Source organism: Pseudomonas oryzicola, from assembly GCF_014269185.2.
GTDB lineage: Bacteria > Pseudomonadota > Gammaproteobacteria > Pseudomonadales > Pseudomonadaceae > Aquipseudomonas > Aquipseudomonas oryzicola.
Genome location: NZ_JABWRZ020000001.1, coordinates 3,857,529 through 3,873,468, shown reverse-complemented (window position 1 = coordinate 3,873,468; position 15,940 = coordinate 3,857,529). Strand labels below are relative to the sequence as shown.

Here is a 15,940-nt window from a genome sequence, read left to right as displayed (position 1 = left end):
GCGTCCTTTGGAGGTGGAAAAACCGGGCTGACGGCCGGTCAGGCGGGCCCCGCGTGGCTGTCGAGCAGGGCCATGAATGCCCTGGCGGCGTTCGATAGCGTACGCTCCGTGTGCAAAATGTAGCCTAGCTGGCGCGACAGCTGTATGCCCGGCAAGCTGATGGGTGCAACCTGTTCATCGAGCATGGTGCGCGGCAGCACGCTCCAGGCCAGGCCGATCGAGACCATCATCTTGATGGTTTCCAGATAATTGGTGCTCATGGCGATATTGGGTGTCAGGCCCTGGCTTTCGAACAGGCGCTGCACGATATGGTGAGTGAAGGTATTGCCGCCCGGGAATACGGCCGGGTGGCGCGCGACGTCGGCCAGGCTCACCGCATGGTTGGCGGCCAGTGGGTGTTCAGGGGCGGCGACGAAATCCAGGGCGTCGTCCCACACCGGCACGGCCTTTACCAGGTGGTGCGGTTCGGGTGCCAGGGTGATCACGGCAATCTCGGCGCGGCCATGGAGGATTTCGTCGTAGGCCGCTTCCGAATCCATGAACTGAATATCCAACGCCACCGCCGGGTATTCCCGAGTGAAGGCCCGCAACAGCGGGGGCAAGCGGTGCAAGCCGATATGGTGGCTGGTGGCCAGGGTCAGGCGGCCACTGACTTCGCCGGTCAAATTGGTCAGTGCGCGCCGGGTATCATCGAGGACGTTGAGGATCTGGTAGGCGCGGGGCAGCAAGGCGCGGCCAGCTTCGGTCAGGGTCACCTCGCGGCCCAGCCGGTCGAACAGGCGCACATCCAGTTGTTGTTCCAGTCCGGCGATGCGCTTGCTGACGGCCGGTTGGGTCAGGAACAGGCGGTCGGCCGCCCCGGAAAAGCTCCCGGTTTCGGCAATCGCGATGAAGGCGCTAAGGTTGGCCAGATCCACGGTTTGTATTCCTGTTTGTTATCCAAAGCATAAAAATTATGAATTTGAGTTATTCAATCTAACCCCCTAGCATCGACCGCACAAGCCAAGGGGTCTTTGGCATAGAAAGACGCTGATGAGGAACAGTCTGATGGCTGGCAAAACGCTCTACGACAAACTCTGGGAAGCCCATGAGGTCAAGCGCCGTGATGACGGCTCGTCCTTGATCTACATCGACCGCCACATCATCCACGAAGTGACGTCGCCCCAGGCCTTCGAAGGCCTGCGCCTCGCCAACCGCAAGCCATGGCGCATTGATGCCAACATCGCCACGCCAGACCATAACGTGCCGACCACGCCAGAGCGCAAGGGCGGTATCGAGGCCATTGTCGACCAGGTGTCGCGCCTGCAGGTGCAGACGCTCGATGAAAACTGCGACGAATACGGCATCGTCGAATTCAAGATGAACGACGAGCGCCAAGGCATCGTCCATGTCATCAGCCCGGAGCAAGGTGCCACCTTGCCGGGCATGACCGTGGTCTGCGGTGATTCACACACCTCCACCCATGGCGCTTTCGGCGCCCTGGCCCATGGCATCGGCACTTCCGAAGTGGAGCACGTTCTCGCTACCCAGTGCCTGGTGGCGAAGAAGATGAAGAACATGCTGGTACGCGTGGAGGGCCAGTTGCCTGTCGGCGTTACCGCCAAGGATATCGTTCTGGCCGTGATCGGCAAGATCGGCACCGCCGGTGGTAATGGCCATGCCATGGAATTCGCCGGCAGCGCCATTCGCGAGTTGTCGATGGAAGGCCGCATGACCATCTGCAACATGTCCATTGAAGCCGGAGCCCGCGTAGGCCTGGTTGCGGTGGACGATACCACTGTCGCCTATGTTGAAGGCCGCCCGTACGCGCCCAAGGGCGAGCAATGGAAGCAGGCGGTCGAAGCCTGGAAAGGCCTGGTTTCCGACGCTGACGCGGTGTTCGACACCGTGGTCGAGCTCGACGCTGCGCAAATCAAGCCACAGGTCAGCTGGGGCACCTCGCCGGAGATGGTCCTGGCCGTCGACCAGCGCGTACCGGACCCGGCTGCCGAGCCTGACCTGATCAAGCGTGGCTCGATCGAGCGCGCCCTCAAGTACATGGGCCTGGCCGCCAACCAGGCAATCACCGACATCAAGCTCGACCGCGTGTTCATCGGCTCGTGCACCAACTCGCGTATCGAAGACCTGCGCGCCGCAGCCGCAATCGCCAAGGGCCGCAAGGTCGCTGCCAACGTCAAGCAGGCGCTGGTGGTGCCGGGCTCGGGCCTGGTCAAGGCCCAGGCCGAGCGCGAAGGCCTGGACAAGATCTTCCTCGAAGCCGGTTTCGAATGGCGTGAACCAGGCTGCTCGATGTGCCTGGCGATGAACCCGGATCGCCTGGAGAGCGGCGAGCACTGCGCGTCCACCTCGAACCGCAACTTCGAAGGCCGTCAGGGCGCCGGTGGCCGTACCCACCTGGTCAGCCCGGCCATGGCCGCCGCCGCCGCGGTGACCGGCCACTTCATCGATGTCCGCGAGTTGATCCAAGGGAGCGCAGCATGAAAGCCTTTACCCAGCACACTGGCCTCGTTGCTCCGTTGGACCGTGCCAACGTCGACACCGACCAGATCATCCCCAAGCAGTTCCTGAAGTCGATCAAACGCACCGGCTTCGGCCCCAACCTGTTCGACGAGTGGCGTTACCTGGATGTAGGCCAGCCCTACCAGGACAACAGCAAGCGCCCGCTGAACAAGGAATTCGTGCTCAACCACGAACGTTACCAGGGCGCCAGCGTGTTGCTGGCGCGGGAGAACTTCGGTTGCGGTTCCAGCCGTGAACACGCGCCGTGGGCGCTGGACGAGTACGGCTTCCGCAGCGTGATCGCGCCGAGCTTTGCCGACATCTTCTTCAATAACAGCTTCAAGAACGGCTTGCTGCCGATCATCCTCAGCGATGAGGAAGTCGACGAGCTGTTCAAGCAGGTCGAAGCCAACCCGGGCTACCAGCTGGTCATCGACCTGCAGGCGCAGGCGGTGACCCGTCCGGATGGCAAGGTGCTGCACTTCGAGATCGATGCGTTCCGCAAGCACTGCCTGCTCAACGGCCTGGACGACATCGGCCTGACCCTGCAGGACAGCGATGCGATCAAGGCTTTCGAAGGCAAGCACCGCGCCGGGCAGCCTTGGCTGTTCCGTGATGCCTGATTGTTTTTAGGGCAGTACCGGCCTGTTCGCGGGTGAACCCGCTCCCACAGGTACAGTGCAGGATTGCAAACCTGTAGAGGTCCTGTGGGAGCGGGTTTACCCGCGAAAGGGCCGGTACAGGCAGCAATAAACCCAAAGGATCGAGACATGACCAGCACCCAGCACACCGATGTGGTCCAGCGCCAGTTCGGCGAACAGGCCAACGCCTACCTCAGCAGCGCCGTACACGCCCAGGGCAGCGAATTCGCCCTGCTGCAGGCCGCACTGGCCGGGCAGGGCCATGCCCGCGTGCTGGACCTGGGCTGCGGTGCCGGCCATGTCAGCTTCCACGTCGCCCCGCTGGTTGCCGAAGTGGTCGCCTACGACCTTTCGCAAGCCATGCTTGACGTGGTTGCCAGTGCCGCTGCCGAGCGCGGCCTGGCCAATATCACCACCGAACGCGGCGCCGCCGAACGCCTGCCGTTCGCCGATGCCTCGTTCGACTTCGTCTTCAGCCGCTACTCGGCCCACCACTGGAGCGACCTGGGCCTGGCCCTGCGCGAAGTGCGCCGGGTACTCAAGCCGGGCGGCGTGGCAGCCTTCACCGACGTCATGTCGCCGGGTAGCCCGTTGCTTGACACCTACCTGCAAACGGTCGAAGTGCTGCGCGACACCAGCCACGTACGCGACTACTCCGCCGCCGAATGGCAGCGCCAGGTCAGCGAGGCCGGCCTGCACGTGCGCAGCCATACCCGCCAGCCGCTGCGCCTGGAGTTCGGCAGCTGGGTCGAGCGCATGCGCACCCCCGAACCGATGCGCGTGGCCATCCGCCAGTTGCAGCAAGCCATGGGCGAAGAAGTACGGCAGTATTACCAGATCGAGGCCGATGGTTCGTTCAGCACGGATGTGCTGGTGTTGTGGGCCGAGCGTTAAGAACTTTTCGGTGTGGCCCGCTTGGCCGCACCGCGTGAATGGATAGAGGAAAGCATGAGCAAGCAGATTCTGATTCTCCCAGGTGACGGTATCGGCCCGGAAATCATGGCCGAGGCGGTCAAGGTGCTGGAGCTGGCCAACGACAAGTTCCAGCTCGGTTTCAGCCTGGCCCACGACGTCATCGGTGGCGCCGCCATCGACAAGCACGGCGTGCCACTGGCCGACGAGACCCTGGAGCGTGCGCGCAAGGCCGATGCCGTGCTGCTGGGCGCCGTAGGCGGGCCGAAGTGGGACAAGATCGAGCGTGACATTCGCCCGGAGCGCGGCCTGCTGAAGATCCGTTCGCAACTGGGCCTGTTCGCCAACCTGCGCCCGGCCATCCTCTATCCGCAACTGGCCGATGCCTCGTCGCTCAAGCCAGAGATCGTCTCCGGCCTGGACATCCTCATCGTCCGTGAGCTGACCGGCGGCATCTACTTTGGTGCGCCGCGTGGCCAGCGCGAGCTGCAAGGTGGCGAGCGCCAGGCCTACGACACCCTGCCGTACAGCGAAAGCGAAGTGCGCCGCATTGCCCGGGTCGGCTTCGACATGGCCCGTGTGCGGGGCAAGAAGCTGTGCTCGGTGGACAAGGCCAACGTCCTGGCGTCCAGCCAACTGTGGCGCGAAGTGGTCGAAGACGTGGCCAAGGACTACCCGGACGTGGAACTGAGCCACATGTACGTCGATAACGCTGCCATGCAACTGGTACGCGCACCCAAGCAGTTCGACGTGATGGTGACCGACAACATGTTCGGTGACATTCTGTCGGATGAAGCTTCCATGCTGACCGGTTCCATCGGCATGCTGCCTTCGGCGTCGCTGGATGCCGACAACAAGGGCATGTACGAACCGTGCCACGGCTCGGCGCCGGACATCGCCGGCCAGGGTATCGCCAACCCGTTGGCGACCATCCTCTCGGTGTCGATGATGCTGCGTTACAGCTTCAATCAGACGGTTGCCGCCGAAGCGATCGAGAAGGCCGTGAGCGTGGTCCTGGACCAGGGCCTGCGCACCGGCGACATTTTCTCGGAAGGCTGCCGCAAAGTGGGTACGCAGGAAATGGGCGACGCAGTAGTCGCAGCGCTGCGGAATCTGTAATCTCTCTGGCCCGCCACCCCAAATTCCCGGTGGCGGCCCACTTTTAGCAAAGGTGTAGTTGCGATGAAACGTGTAGGTCTGATCGGTTGGCGCGGTATGGTCGGTTCCGTGCTCATGCAGCGGATGCTGGAGGAGCAGGATTTCGACCTTATCGAGCCGGTGTTCTTCACCACCTCCAACGTCGGTGGCCAAGGCCCGAACGTGGGCAAGGATACTGCTCCACTCAAGGACGCTTATTCGATCGAAGAACTCAAGACCCTCGACGTGATCCTGACCTGTCAGGGCGGCGACTACACCAACGAGGTCTTCCCCAAGCTGCGTGAAGCCGGTTGGCAGGGCTACTGGATCGATGCCGCTTCGTCCCTGCGCATGCAGGATGACGCGGTGATCATCCTCGACCCGGTCAACCGCAAGGTCATCGACCAGCAGCTGGACGCGGGTACCAAGAACTACATCGGCGGCAACTGCACCGTCAGCCTGATGCTGATGGGCCTGGGCGGCCTGTTCGAAGCCGGCCTGGTCGAGTGGATGAGCGCCATGACCTACCAGGCGGCCTCGGGTGCTGGCGCGCAGAACATGCGTGAGCTGATCAAGCAGATGGGGGCTACCCACGCCGCGGTGGCCGATGACCTGGCCAACCCGGCCAGTGCCATCCTCGACATCGACCGCAAGGTTGCCGAAACCATGCGTAGCGAAGCGTTCCCGACCGAAAACTTCGGTGTGCCGCTGGCCGGCAGCCTGATCCCGTGGATCGACAAGGAACTGCCGAACGGCCAGAGCCGCGAAGAGTGGAAGGCCCAGGCCGAGACCAACAAGATCCTCGGCCGCTTCAAGAGCCCGATCCCGGTAGACGGCATCTGCGTGCGCATCGGCGCCATGCGTTGCCATAGCCAGGCGCTGACCATCAAGCTGAACAAGGACGTGCCGCTCGCCGACATCGAAGGCATGATCAGCCAGCACAACCCTTGGGTGAAACTGGTGCCGAACCAGCGGGAGATCAGCATGCAGGAGCTGAGTCCGACCAAGGTGACCGGGACCCTGAATATTCCGGTTGGCCGCTTGCGCAAGCTGAACATGGGGTCGCAGTACCTGGGCGCGTTCACCGTCGGTGACCAGCTGCTGTGGGGCGCGGCCGAACCGCTGCGTCGCATGCTGCGGATTCTGCTGGAGCGTTGATCGTTCCGGTCTGACCGAAAACCCGCGCTGGTGACAGCGCGGGTTTTTTATTTCCGATCCATCCCGGCCGGCCCGGCTCTTCTCTACTTTTGCTTCTAGGCGCGCGATAGTTCAGGCGCCGCCGATTGCGACTTCAGGAGGCCGAGCGAAGGGACTGCGGAGGGAGGTGACGGGCATGGATGCCCGTCAAGCGCTGAGGCCCCATGGATGGGGCCTGCAGCGCGTACTCCCGGGAGCAGGCCCGTAGCGAGGGGACCCCGGAGCGAAGCGTAGGGGCCGGATGATGGGAGCCGACGGTTTTTGGTTCCTTTTTGCCACGACAAAAAGGAACCCGCCGTAAGGGCGGAAAGGTGACTTTGCGCCACCATCGCGAATGAATGTCTGCCTACATCCCAAAAGCCCAAAAGCCCAAAAGCTTTAAGCGACGGTTTTGATATGGCGAACAGTCCGTTTGCGATGGCGACGCTGACTCACCTTTTCGCCCTTACGGCGAGTCACTTTTTGCCAAACGCGGCAAAAAGTAACCAAAAAACGCTGCGCTCCCATCATCCGGCCCCTCCGCTGCGCTCCGGGGTTCCCTCGCGCCGGTCTTGCTCCCGGGAGTACGCGCTGCAGGCCCCATCCATGGGGCCTCAGCGCTTGACGGGCATCCATGCCCGTCACCTCCCTCCGCAAGACCTCTGCTCGGCCTCCTGAAGTCGCGAAGATCAAGATCAAGATCAAGATCAAGATCAAGATCAAGAGCAAGAGCAAGAGCAAGAGCAAGAGCAAGAGCAAGAGCAAGAGCAAGAGCAAGAGCAAGAGCAAGAGCGGCGCAGCTCTAGGTTTGGGCTAGCACAGACAAAACTCTACAATCCGAGTAAAGTGCCGCCCCCCGCCGTTTTCAGCAAAAGGATCCCTTCCATGACACACCCTTTGGACATCGCCGTCGTCGGCGCCACCGGCAGCGTCGGTGAAGCCCTGGTGCAGATCCTCGAAGAGCTGGATTTCCCGGTCGCCACCCTGCACCTGCTGGCCAGCATGGAATCGGCGGGCAGCAGCGTGATGTTCGCCGGCAAGAAGCTGAAAGTGCGCGAAGTGGACAGCTTCGACTTCGCCCAGGTCAAGCTGGCCTTCTTCGCCACCGGCGCCGCCGTCAGCCGCAGTTTTGCCGGCAAGGCGCTGCAGGCGGGTTGTACGGTCATCGACCTGTCCGGCGGCCTGGACGACGCCCTGGCCCTGGTGCCTGAAGCCAACGCCGAACGTCTGGCCGGCCTGGCACTGCCCGCGCGCATCGTCAGCCCGTGCTCGGCCGCAGTTGCCCTGGCTGTGGCGCTGGCACCGCTCAAGGGCTTGCTGGATATCGAGCGGGTGCAGGTGATGGCGGCGCTGGCGGTGTCGGCACAGGGGCGCGAAGCGGTCAACGAGCTGGCCCGGCAGACCGCCGAGCTGCTCAACGCCCGGCCGCTGGAACCACGCTTCTTCGACCGTCAGATGGCATTCAACCTGCTGGCCCAGGTGGGTGCTGCCGACGAACAGGGCCATACGGCGCTGGAGCGGCGCCTGGTCAGTGAGCTGCGTGTGCTGCTGGGCATGCCTGAACTGAAGATTTCCGTGAGCTGTGTTCAAGTCCCGGTGTTTTTTGGCGATAGCTTCAGTGTCGCGGTGCAGAGCCGTCGCCCGGTCGACCTGGAGGCGATTCAACAGGCACTCGAGGCGGCCGACAGTGTCGAACTGGTGGAACGCGATGATTATCCGACCCCGGTTGGTGACGCAGTGGGCCAAGACGTGGTCTATGTTGGTCGTGTACGGCATGGCGTTGATGAAGACCAGCAGCTCAACCTCTGGCTGACCACCGACAACGTGCGCAAAGGCGCCGCGTTGAACGCCGTGCAAGTGGCGCAATTGTTGATTAAACACATGCCGTAAAAGATACTGGCGAGCACTTTTGTCCTGCTCCGCATGCAGGTTTCAGGACGCTTCATACAAGGGAAGAGGTCATGCTTCGAATTCGCAAACTGGTTCTGGCCATGGCTGCAGCATCGGCGCTGTCATCAGGCATGGCGAATGCCCTGGGCCTGGGGGAGTTGACCCTCAAGTCGGCACAGAACCAGCCGCTGGACGCCGAGATCGAGCTGCTGGACGTGCGCGACCTCACCGCCGCCGAGGTGGCGCCGAGCCTGGCGCCGCCGGAAGAGTTCAGCAAGGCCGGCGTGGCGCTGCCGCCTTACCTCGAAGACCTGACCTTCACGCCGGTGATCAACCCCAACGGCCGGAGCGTGCTGCGGGTTACCTCCAGCCAGCCGCTGCCCGGGCCGGTGGTCAAGTTCCTGGTCCAGGTGATGTGGCCGCAGGGGCGTCTGCTGCGTGACTACAGTGTGCTGCTCGACCAGGCCAAGGCCCAGGGCGACAAGCCGGCGGCAGGCAATGTCGCGCCGGCGGTGACCGCTGCCGGCAGCTACACCACCCAGCGTCGCGACACCTTGTGGCAGATTGCCGCGCGCAACACCCAGGGTGGTGGCTCGATCCAGCAGACCATGATCGCGATCCAGGCGCTTAACCCGGACGCCTTCATCGGCAACAACATCAACCAGCTGAAGGTGGGCCAGGTGCTGCGCCTGCCCGACCAGCAGCAGATCCAGAGTATTGCGCAGAGCGAGGCGACCCGTGAGGTGGCCGAGCAGTATGCGGCCTGGCGTGAAGGCCGCCGCCTGGGCCCACGTGCGCGCCAGCTGGATGCTACCCGTCGCGGCGCCGCCGAGGCGGCACCGGCGCGCATTGCCCAGGGTGACAACCTGCGCCTGGTCAGCCCGGGCACCCAGGCCGGCGCCGACCAGGCCAAGGCACTCAGCGATAAACTGGCCGTGGCCGAGGAAAGCCTGGACACCAGCCGCCGCGACAACGAAGAACTCAAGAGCCGCATGGCCGACCTGCAGAGCCAGCTGGACAAGCTGCAGCGCCTGATCGAGTTGAAGAACAACCAGTTGGCCCACCTGGAGGCCCAGGGTGCAGCTGCTCCGGCCCAGCCCGCAGCCGATGCGCAACCGGTGGATGCGCAAGCGGAGGTCAAGCCTGCACCTGCCGCCGTGGATACTGCGCCCAAGCCGGCACCAGCCGCCGAGGCCGCAGCCAATGAACAGCCTGGCGGCATGCTGGAGGAAATCACCGGCAACCCGCTGCTGCTGGGGCTGATTGCCGGCAGTGCATTCCTCGTGCTGCTGCTTCTGCTGTTGCTGCTGGCGCGCAAGCGCAAGGCCCAGCAGGAAGCCGAGAAGCACCTGCGCATGGCGCGCGCGCTGGAAGAAGAGCAGGGCACAGGCTTCGACAACGACAGCGCAAGCCTCGAGGGTGTCGATGTTTCGGCCCCGAGCGTGACCCTGTCGCCAGCCGTGGTCGCCGCTTCGGCTGCTGCCGCTGCAGCAGCGGAAAAGCCGCTGACAGCCGCCGTCGAAGCGCAGCCGGAGCCGCAAGCCGACCCGTACGCCGCGCTGCTGGAAGAAGTCGGGCAATGCCTGGCCGCCGGTCGCCTGAACCGCGCTGCCGACCTGCTGGAGCCCGCCGTGGCCGCCGCGCCGCAACGTGATGACCTGCGCCTGCAACTGATGGATGTGTACGCCCGCCAGGGTGACCAGAGCGCCTTCGTCGAGCAGGAGCGCAAGCTGCCGGCAAGCGAGCAGAACAGCGCCGCAGTTGCCGGCTTGAAGGAACGCTACCCGGCCATGCTCGGCCTGGCTGCCGCCGGTCTCGGTGCTGCGGCCCTGGCTGCCGAGATGGACGAACAGTACGTGCAGGAGTTGCTCCAGGATCAGCCCGAAACGCCAGCGGTGGCCGAAGCCGGGCTGGACGACCTGCCGGCCCTCGAGCCGCAGTTGGCGGGCGAGCCGGAGGCCATCACGCCAGCGCAACCGGAGGCGGCACGCGAGCCGGAAGCCGAGCTGGATGCCTTCGATGAGGTACCGACCCTCGATGTGCCGGGCCTGGATGAGCAGGACCTGGACAGTGCCTTTGACCTGAGCCTGGGTGATGATTTGCCCGAGGAAGGCCCGCTGGCTGCGCCGGTACTCGACGAGCCGGTACAGGATGAGCCCCTGGCGCCAGTGCCACCGGCAGCAGAAGAGCCGTTCGCCGTCGATGCCGAGCTGCAGGCCGATGCCGACGCCGATTTCGAGGCCATGCTCGCCCAGGCTGAAGCGCAACCCGCAGTAGACCTGTCCGATTTCGACCTCGATATCAGCGAGCCGGTTGCCCCGGCTGCCCCGGCGGCGGCCGACGAGCCCCCGGTGGATGTCGCTGCGGAACTGGCGGCCTTCGACAGCGTGCCGGCGTTCGACCCATTGTCCGAATTCGACCTGCCGTCCGACTTCGACCTGTCGTTGTCGCTGGAAGACGATTCGCCGGCAGCCAAGAGCTTTGCCTCCGAGCTGGACGACGTCAACGCCGAGCTGGACAAGCTGTCGCAGAGCCTTGAGTCCCCCTCGCTGGAGCCACACTTCACCAGCGAAGACGCGGCTGCCCAGCCAGAGCCCGAGCCGCTGGACGACCTCGACTTCGACTTCTTCTCCGGCAGCGACGAAGTGGCGACCAAGCTTGACCTGGCCCGTGCCTATATCGACATGGGCGACCACCAGGGGGCACGTGACATCCTCGACGAAGTGGTCAAGGATGGCGATGAAAGCCAGCGCCAGGAAGCCGAGGACATGCTTTCCCGGTTGATCTGAAGCAGGCAGGGCTGGCGCCTTCGCGGGCCAGCCAAGGCAATGCAGATCCAACGGCAGCCCTGCACGGCTGCCGTTGTCGTTATAATCCCCGCCATTCCGTACACCCCACAGGTTTCATGCTCTTGGACATCATCGACACCGCCGCCGAGTCTGCGGCCGAAGGCTACTCTCGCATCGCCCTGGGCGTGGAATACAAAGGCGCGCGCTACCGCGGCTGGCAGCGCCAGGCCAGCGGTGTGCCGAGTGTCCAGCAGGCGCTCGAACAAGCCCTGTCCAAGGTGGCCAACGAGCCGATCTCGGTCATCTGCGCCGGGCGCACCGACGCCGGCGTACACGGTTGCGGGCAGGTCGTGCATTTCGACACCCGCGCCGTGCGCGACGAGCGCGCCTGGACCATGGGGACCAACTTCAACCTGCCGCATGACATCAGTGTGGTCTGGTCGCGGCCGATGCCGGCCGACTTCCATGCCCGTTTCAAGGCCTGTGCCCGGCGTTACCGCTACGTCATCTACAACGACCCGATCCGCCCGGCGCACCTGGCCGAGGAGGTTACCTGGAACCACCGCCCGCTGGATGTCGAGCGTATGGCCGAAGCCGCGCAGTACCTGCTCGGCACCCATGATTTCAGCGCCTTCCGTGCCAGCCAGTGCCAGGCCAAGTCGCCGATCAAGCATATCTACCATCTGCGTGTTACCCGCCATGGCCAGATGATCGTGCTGGACGTGCGCGCCACCGCCTTCCTGCACCACATGGTGCGCAACATTGCCGGCGTCCTGATGACCATCGGTGCCGGTGAGCGTCCGGTGGCCTGGGCGCGTGAGGTGCTGGAAGGGCGCAATCGCCGCGAAGGCGGGGTCACCGCGCACCCGTACGGGCTCTACCTGGTGCAGGTGGAGTACCCCGAGGAGTATGCGCTGCCAAGGCGTTACATCGGCCCACACTTTTTGACCGGCTACGAGGCATTGGCCGACTGACGGGCGAAAAGCCATTTGCTAACATCCGGCCTTTCACCTTCAGCAGCAGGGTTCGCTGTCCATGAGCAACGTTCGCAGCAAGATCTGCGGTATTACCCGCATCGAAGATGCACTGGCCGCTGCCGAAGCAGGGGCTGACGCCATCGGCCTGGTGTTCTACGCCAGGAGCCCGCGCGCGGTGGACGTGCGTCAGGCGCGGGCGATCATCGCCGCACTGCCGCCGTTCGTGACCACGGTGGGGTTGTTCGTCAACGCCACACGTTGCGAGCTGAACGAGATTCTCGAAGCGGTGCCGCTGGACCTGCTACAGTTCCACGGCGATGAAACCCCGCAGGATTGCGCAGGCTATCAGCGCCCCTGGATAAAGGCCCTGCGCGTGCGCCCGGGCGATGACCTGGAGGCGGCCTGCCGGTTGTACGCCGGTGCCCGCGGCATTCTGCTGGATACTTACGTGCCTGGCGTACCCGGCGGTACCGGTGAGGCATTCGACTGGTCGCTGGTGCCACCGCACCTGAGCAAGCCGGTCATCCTGGCCGGCGGGCTGACGGCCGACAACGTCGGCCAGGCCATCGCCCAGGTGCGGCCATACGCGGTGGATGTCAGTGGCGGCGTGGAGCAGGCCAAGGGCATCAAGGATGCAGCGAAGATCGAAGCCTTCGTGCGGGCGGTGAAACAGGCGTGATGGCAGATGTGACGGCTGGCTGCGCGCCATCGTCCATAGCTTTCGCAGCCCTGTGGGCAGCCGCCTGCGCCTGAGGCGGCAGAACGACACATTAGCGGTGGAGTGGCGCGCCGGAAGCCCCGGCGGTCGGTCCATCATCGTTTCATAAAAGATTGTGAGCTCAAGGGCAGGGCCGGCGATAGCGGCCGCTGCCTGCCGATACTGGAGAAAGAAAGCATGAGCAACTGGTTAGTCGACAAACTGATCCCTTCGATCATGCGTTCCGAGGTGAAGAAGAGCTCGGTGCCTGAAGGCCTGTGGCACAAGTGCCCGGCCTGCGAGGCCGTGCTGTATCGTCCGGAGCTGGAAAAGACCCTGGATGTCTGCCCCAAGTGCAACCACCACATGCGCATCGGCGCACGTGCGCGCATCGACATCTTCCTCGACGCCGATGGCCGTGCCGAACTGGGTGCCGACCTGGAGCCGGTCGACCGCCTGAAGTTCCGGGATGGCAAGAAGTACAAGGACCGCCTGGCCGGCGCCCAGAAGCAGACCGGCGAGAAAGACGCGCTGATCTCCATGAGCGGCACCCTGATGGGCATGCCGGTCGTGGTCAGTGCCTTCGAATTCTCGTTCATGGGTGGCTCGATGGGCGCCATCGTCGGCGAGCGTTTCGTACGCGCGGCCAACTACGCCCTGGAGCACCGCTGCCCGATGGTCTGCTTCTCCGCCTCGGGTGGCGCGCGCATGCAGGAAGCGCTGATCTCGCTGATGCAGATGGCCAAGACCTCGGCCGTACTGGCGCGCCTGCGTGAAGAAGGCATCCCGTTCATCTCGGTACTGACCGACCCGGTGTACGGTGGCGTTTCCGCCAGCCTGGCGATGCTCGGTGACGTGATCGTCGGCGAGCCGAAGGCCCTGATCGGTTTCGCCGGCCCGCGCGTGATCGAACAGACCGTACGCGAGAAACTGCCGGAAGGCTTCCAGCGCAGCGAGTTCCTGCTGGAACACGGTGCCATCGACCTGATCATCCCGCGTGGTGAGTTGCGCCCGCGTCTGGCTCGCCTGCTGGCCCAGATGACTGGCCAGAAGACCCCGGAGCAGGCGCGTGAGGCGGCTGCCGTCGCGTGATGAAACAACGATCCCTGGGCGAATGGCTCGCCTACCTCGAGCAGTTGCACCCCACGGCCATCGACATGGGCCTGGAGCGGTCGCAGAAGGTGCTTGCCCGGCTGGCGCTGGGCAAGCTGGCGCCACGCGTGGTAACGGTGACCGGTACCAACGGCAAGGGCTCGACCTGCGCCTTCGTGGCTTCGCTGCTGCGTGCCCAGGGGTTGAAGGTCGGCGTGTACAGCTCGCCGCATCTGTTGCGTTACAACGAGCGAGTGCTGATCGATGGCCAGGAAGCCAGCGACGAGCGCCTGTGCGATGCCTTCGCCGCCGTCGAGGCGGCGCGGGGCGACATATCGCTGACCTATTTCGAAATGGGCACCCTGGCCGCGTTCTGGTTGTTCTGCCAGTCGCAACTGGACGCGGTGGTGCTGGAAGTAGGCCTGGGTGGCCGTCTGGATACCGTGAACGTGGTGGATGCCGACCTGGCCCTGGTGACCAGCATCGGCGTCGACCATGTCGACTACCTGGGCGATACCCGCGAGCAGGTGGCTTTCGAGAAGGCCGGGATCTTCCGTCAGGGCAAGCCTGCCCTGTGCGGTGACCTGGAGCCGCCCCAGCCGCTGCTGGACAAGGCCGCCGAGCTGGCTGCGCCATTGTTCCTGCGCGGGCGGGATTTCGACCTGGCCAGTGCCGATGGCCACTGGAGCTGGCGCGGTGTTACCGCCGCGGGTCAACCGGTGGCGTTGCCCAACCTGCCGTTGCTCGACCTGCCGATGGAGAACGCCGCGCTCGCCCTGCAAGCCTACCTGCTGATGGGGCTGCCGTGGGACGCCGGGCAGATTCGCCAGGCGCTGCTGGATACCCGTATCACCGGGCGCCTCGATCGTCGGCTGCTGAGCTGGCAGGGCAGGCCGGTGGAGCTGTTGCTGGATGTGGGGCACAACCCGCACGCTGCAGAATACCTGGCGCGACGCCTGGCCACCCGGCCGCTGAAGGGGCGCCGCCTGGCGGTGTTCGGGCTGCTCGCCGACAAGGACCTGCACGGTGTTATCGCGCCGCTGCAGGGCCTGGTCGACGACTGGGCGGTGGCACCGCTGGACACCCCGCGCAGCCGGCCGGCTGCCGAGCTGGTCGCGGCCTTGACGAACCTCGGCGCCGCGGTGAAGTCTTATGCCAGCGTCGACGCCGCCCTTGAAGGGCAATGCGCGCAGGCGACGGCAGATGACCAGATCCTGCTGTTCGGTTCGTTTTTCTGTGTTGCCCAGGCGCTGGAATGGCTGGAGCGGCACGCCCAGGAGGGTGGAGTAGATGGCAGTGCTGGATAAAGGGATGAAACAGCGCATGGTGGGTGCGTTGGTGCTGGTGGCGCTGGCGGTGATTTTCCTGCCGATGCTGTTCACCCGCGAGGACGAGATGCGCCAGGTGCACGTCGAGGCCCCGCAGGCACCGGCCATGCCAAGCCTGCCGGAAGTGAAGGTGGAGCCGGTTGCCGTGCCGGAGCCACAGGCCATTGCGCAAGAGCCGCAACAGCCACCGGTGGTGGTCGATGAGTCCACCACGCCGGCGAGCCCGCCCAGTCAGCCGATCACGCCGTCGCCGCAGGCACAGGTGCAGGCTCAGCCGCCCAAGGCGCAGGCTCCTGCGCCAAAGGTCGAGCCCAGGCCGGAGCCCAAGCCGGCAGTTGCTTCGGCCCCGGCCGCAGCCGTGGCCAAACCGGAAGCGCCATCGAAGATCGACGTCAATGGCCTGCCGGTCAGTTGGTCCATCCAGCTGGCCAGCCTGTCCAACCGCGCCGGTGCCGAGAAATTGCAGCAAACCTTGCGTAGCCAGGGTTACAACGCCTATGTCCGCTCGGCGGGAGGCATGAACCGGGTGTACGTGGGGCCGTTGATCGAGCGCGCCGAGGCCGAGCGCATGCGCGATACCATCAATCGCCAGAACAGCCTCAAGGGCTTTGTGGTGCGTTTCCAGCCCGAGCGCAGTTGATCCTGGCTGGCTCGCTCCCACAGAAGTCGTGCGTTTCGCTTTTGCGCGCGATCCTTGTGGGAGCTGGCTTGCCGGCGATGAAGCCAACACCAATCGACCTGACATTCCGCTTACCCAACCCCTCGCCGCTCTGGTAAAATGCGCCGCCTCAAACGTCTGCAG

General features: G+C 64.6%; 14 protein-coding genes. 13 read left to right on the top strand and 1 reads right to left on the bottom strand.

Translation table 11 applies throughout. The features are described from left to right. Positions 1-38: 38 nt before the first annotated feature. A complete protein-coding gene (locus tag HU760_RS17820; RefSeq protein WP_186680468.1) occupies positions 39-917 on the bottom strand; it encodes a LysR family transcriptional regulator in 879 nt (292 codons plus the stop codon). 130 nt (positions 918-1,047) lie between these two features. Here HU760_RS17820 and leuC point away from each other — a divergent pair, with 130 nt between their 5' ends. From leuC to HU760_RS17755, 13 genes are all read left to right on the top strand, one after another. After that, entirely contained in the window at positions 1,048-2,481 is a 1,434-nt protein-coding gene (leuC, locus tag HU760_RS17815; protein WP_186680465.1) for a 3-isopropylmalate dehydratase large subunit, read from the top strand. Beyond that, entirely contained in the window at positions 2,478-3,122 is a 645-nt protein-coding gene (gene leuD / locus HU760_RS17810) for a 3-isopropylmalate dehydratase small subunit (protein ID WP_186680462.1), read from the top strand. The genes leuC and leuD overlap by 4 nt, the downstream gene beginning before the upstream one ends. Before the next feature lie 147 nt (positions 3,123-3,269). Continuing rightward, positions 3,270-4,034 carry a class I SAM-dependent methyltransferase gene (locus HU760_RS17805; protein WP_186680460.1) on the top strand — a complete coding sequence of 255 codons (765 nt, stop codon included), beginning with the start codon at positions 3,270-3,272 and terminating at the stop codon, positions 4,032-4,034. A gap of 54 nt (positions 4,035-4,088) precedes the next feature. After that, positions 4,089-5,171, top strand: a complete 1,083-nt coding sequence (gene leuB / locus HU760_RS17800; protein ID WP_186680456.1) for a 3-isopropylmalate dehydrogenase — start codon at positions 4,089-4,091, stop codon at positions 5,169-5,171. Positions 5,172-5,234: 63 nt separating this feature from the next. After that, positions 5,235-6,347 carry an aspartate-semialdehyde dehydrogenase gene (asd, locus tag HU760_RS17795; RefSeq protein WP_003260268.1) on the top strand — a complete coding sequence of 371 codons (1,113 nt, stop codon included), beginning with the start codon at positions 5,235-5,237 and terminating at the stop codon, positions 6,345-6,347. Between the two features lie 652 nt (positions 6,348-6,999). Next, positions 7,000-7,182: a hypothetical protein gene (locus HU760_RS17790; protein ID WP_186680454.1), complete on the top strand. Its 183-nt coding sequence runs from the start codon at positions 7,000-7,002 to the stop codon at positions 7,180-7,182. Between the two features lie 68 nt (positions 7,183-7,250). Further along, positions 7,251-8,255, top strand: a complete 1,005-nt coding sequence (locus HU760_RS17785) for an aspartate-semialdehyde dehydrogenase (protein WP_186680451.1) — start codon at positions 7,251-7,253, stop codon at positions 8,253-8,255. Positions 8,256-8,326: 71 nt separating this feature from the next. Beyond that, positions 8,327-11,044, top strand: a complete 2,718-nt coding sequence (locus HU760_RS17780) for a FimV/HubP family polar landmark protein (RefSeq protein WP_186680433.1) — start codon at positions 8,327-8,329, stop codon at positions 11,042-11,044. 116 nt (positions 11,045-11,160) lie between these two features. Then, positions 11,161-12,018: a tRNA pseudouridine(38-40) synthase TruA gene (truA, locus tag HU760_RS17775; RefSeq protein WP_186680419.1), complete on the top strand. Its 858-nt coding sequence runs from the start codon at positions 11,161-11,163 to the stop codon at positions 12,016-12,018. A gap of 61 nt (positions 12,019-12,079) precedes the next feature. Beyond that, the gene (locus HU760_RS17770; protein ID WP_186680416.1) at positions 12,080-12,700 is read left to right on the top strand and encodes a phosphoribosylanthranilate isomerase; all 621 of its coding nucleotides are present in this window, start codon (positions 12,080-12,082) and stop codon (positions 12,698-12,700) included. Positions 12,701-12,916: 216 nt separating this feature from the next. Then, on the top strand, positions 12,917-13,810 hold the full coding sequence (accD, locus tag HU760_RS17765; RefSeq protein ID WP_186680413.1) for an acetyl-CoA carboxylase, carboxyltransferase subunit beta: 894 nt from the start codon (positions 12,917-12,919) through the stop codon (positions 13,808-13,810). Next, a complete protein-coding gene (folC, locus tag HU760_RS17760) occupies positions 13,810-15,117 on the top strand; it encodes a bifunctional tetrahydrofolate synthase/dihydrofolate synthase (protein ID WP_186680410.1) in 1,308 nt (435 codons plus the stop codon). The genes accD and folC overlap by 1 nt, the downstream gene beginning before the upstream one ends. Beyond that, positions 15,101-15,778 (top strand): SPOR domain-containing protein, encoded by a 678-nt coding sequence (locus tag HU760_RS17755; protein ID WP_186680406.1) that lies wholly within the window; start codon positions 15,101-15,103, stop codon positions 15,776-15,778. The genes folC and HU760_RS17755 overlap by 17 nt, the downstream gene beginning before the upstream one ends. Positions 15,779-15,940 lie beyond the last annotated feature (162 nt).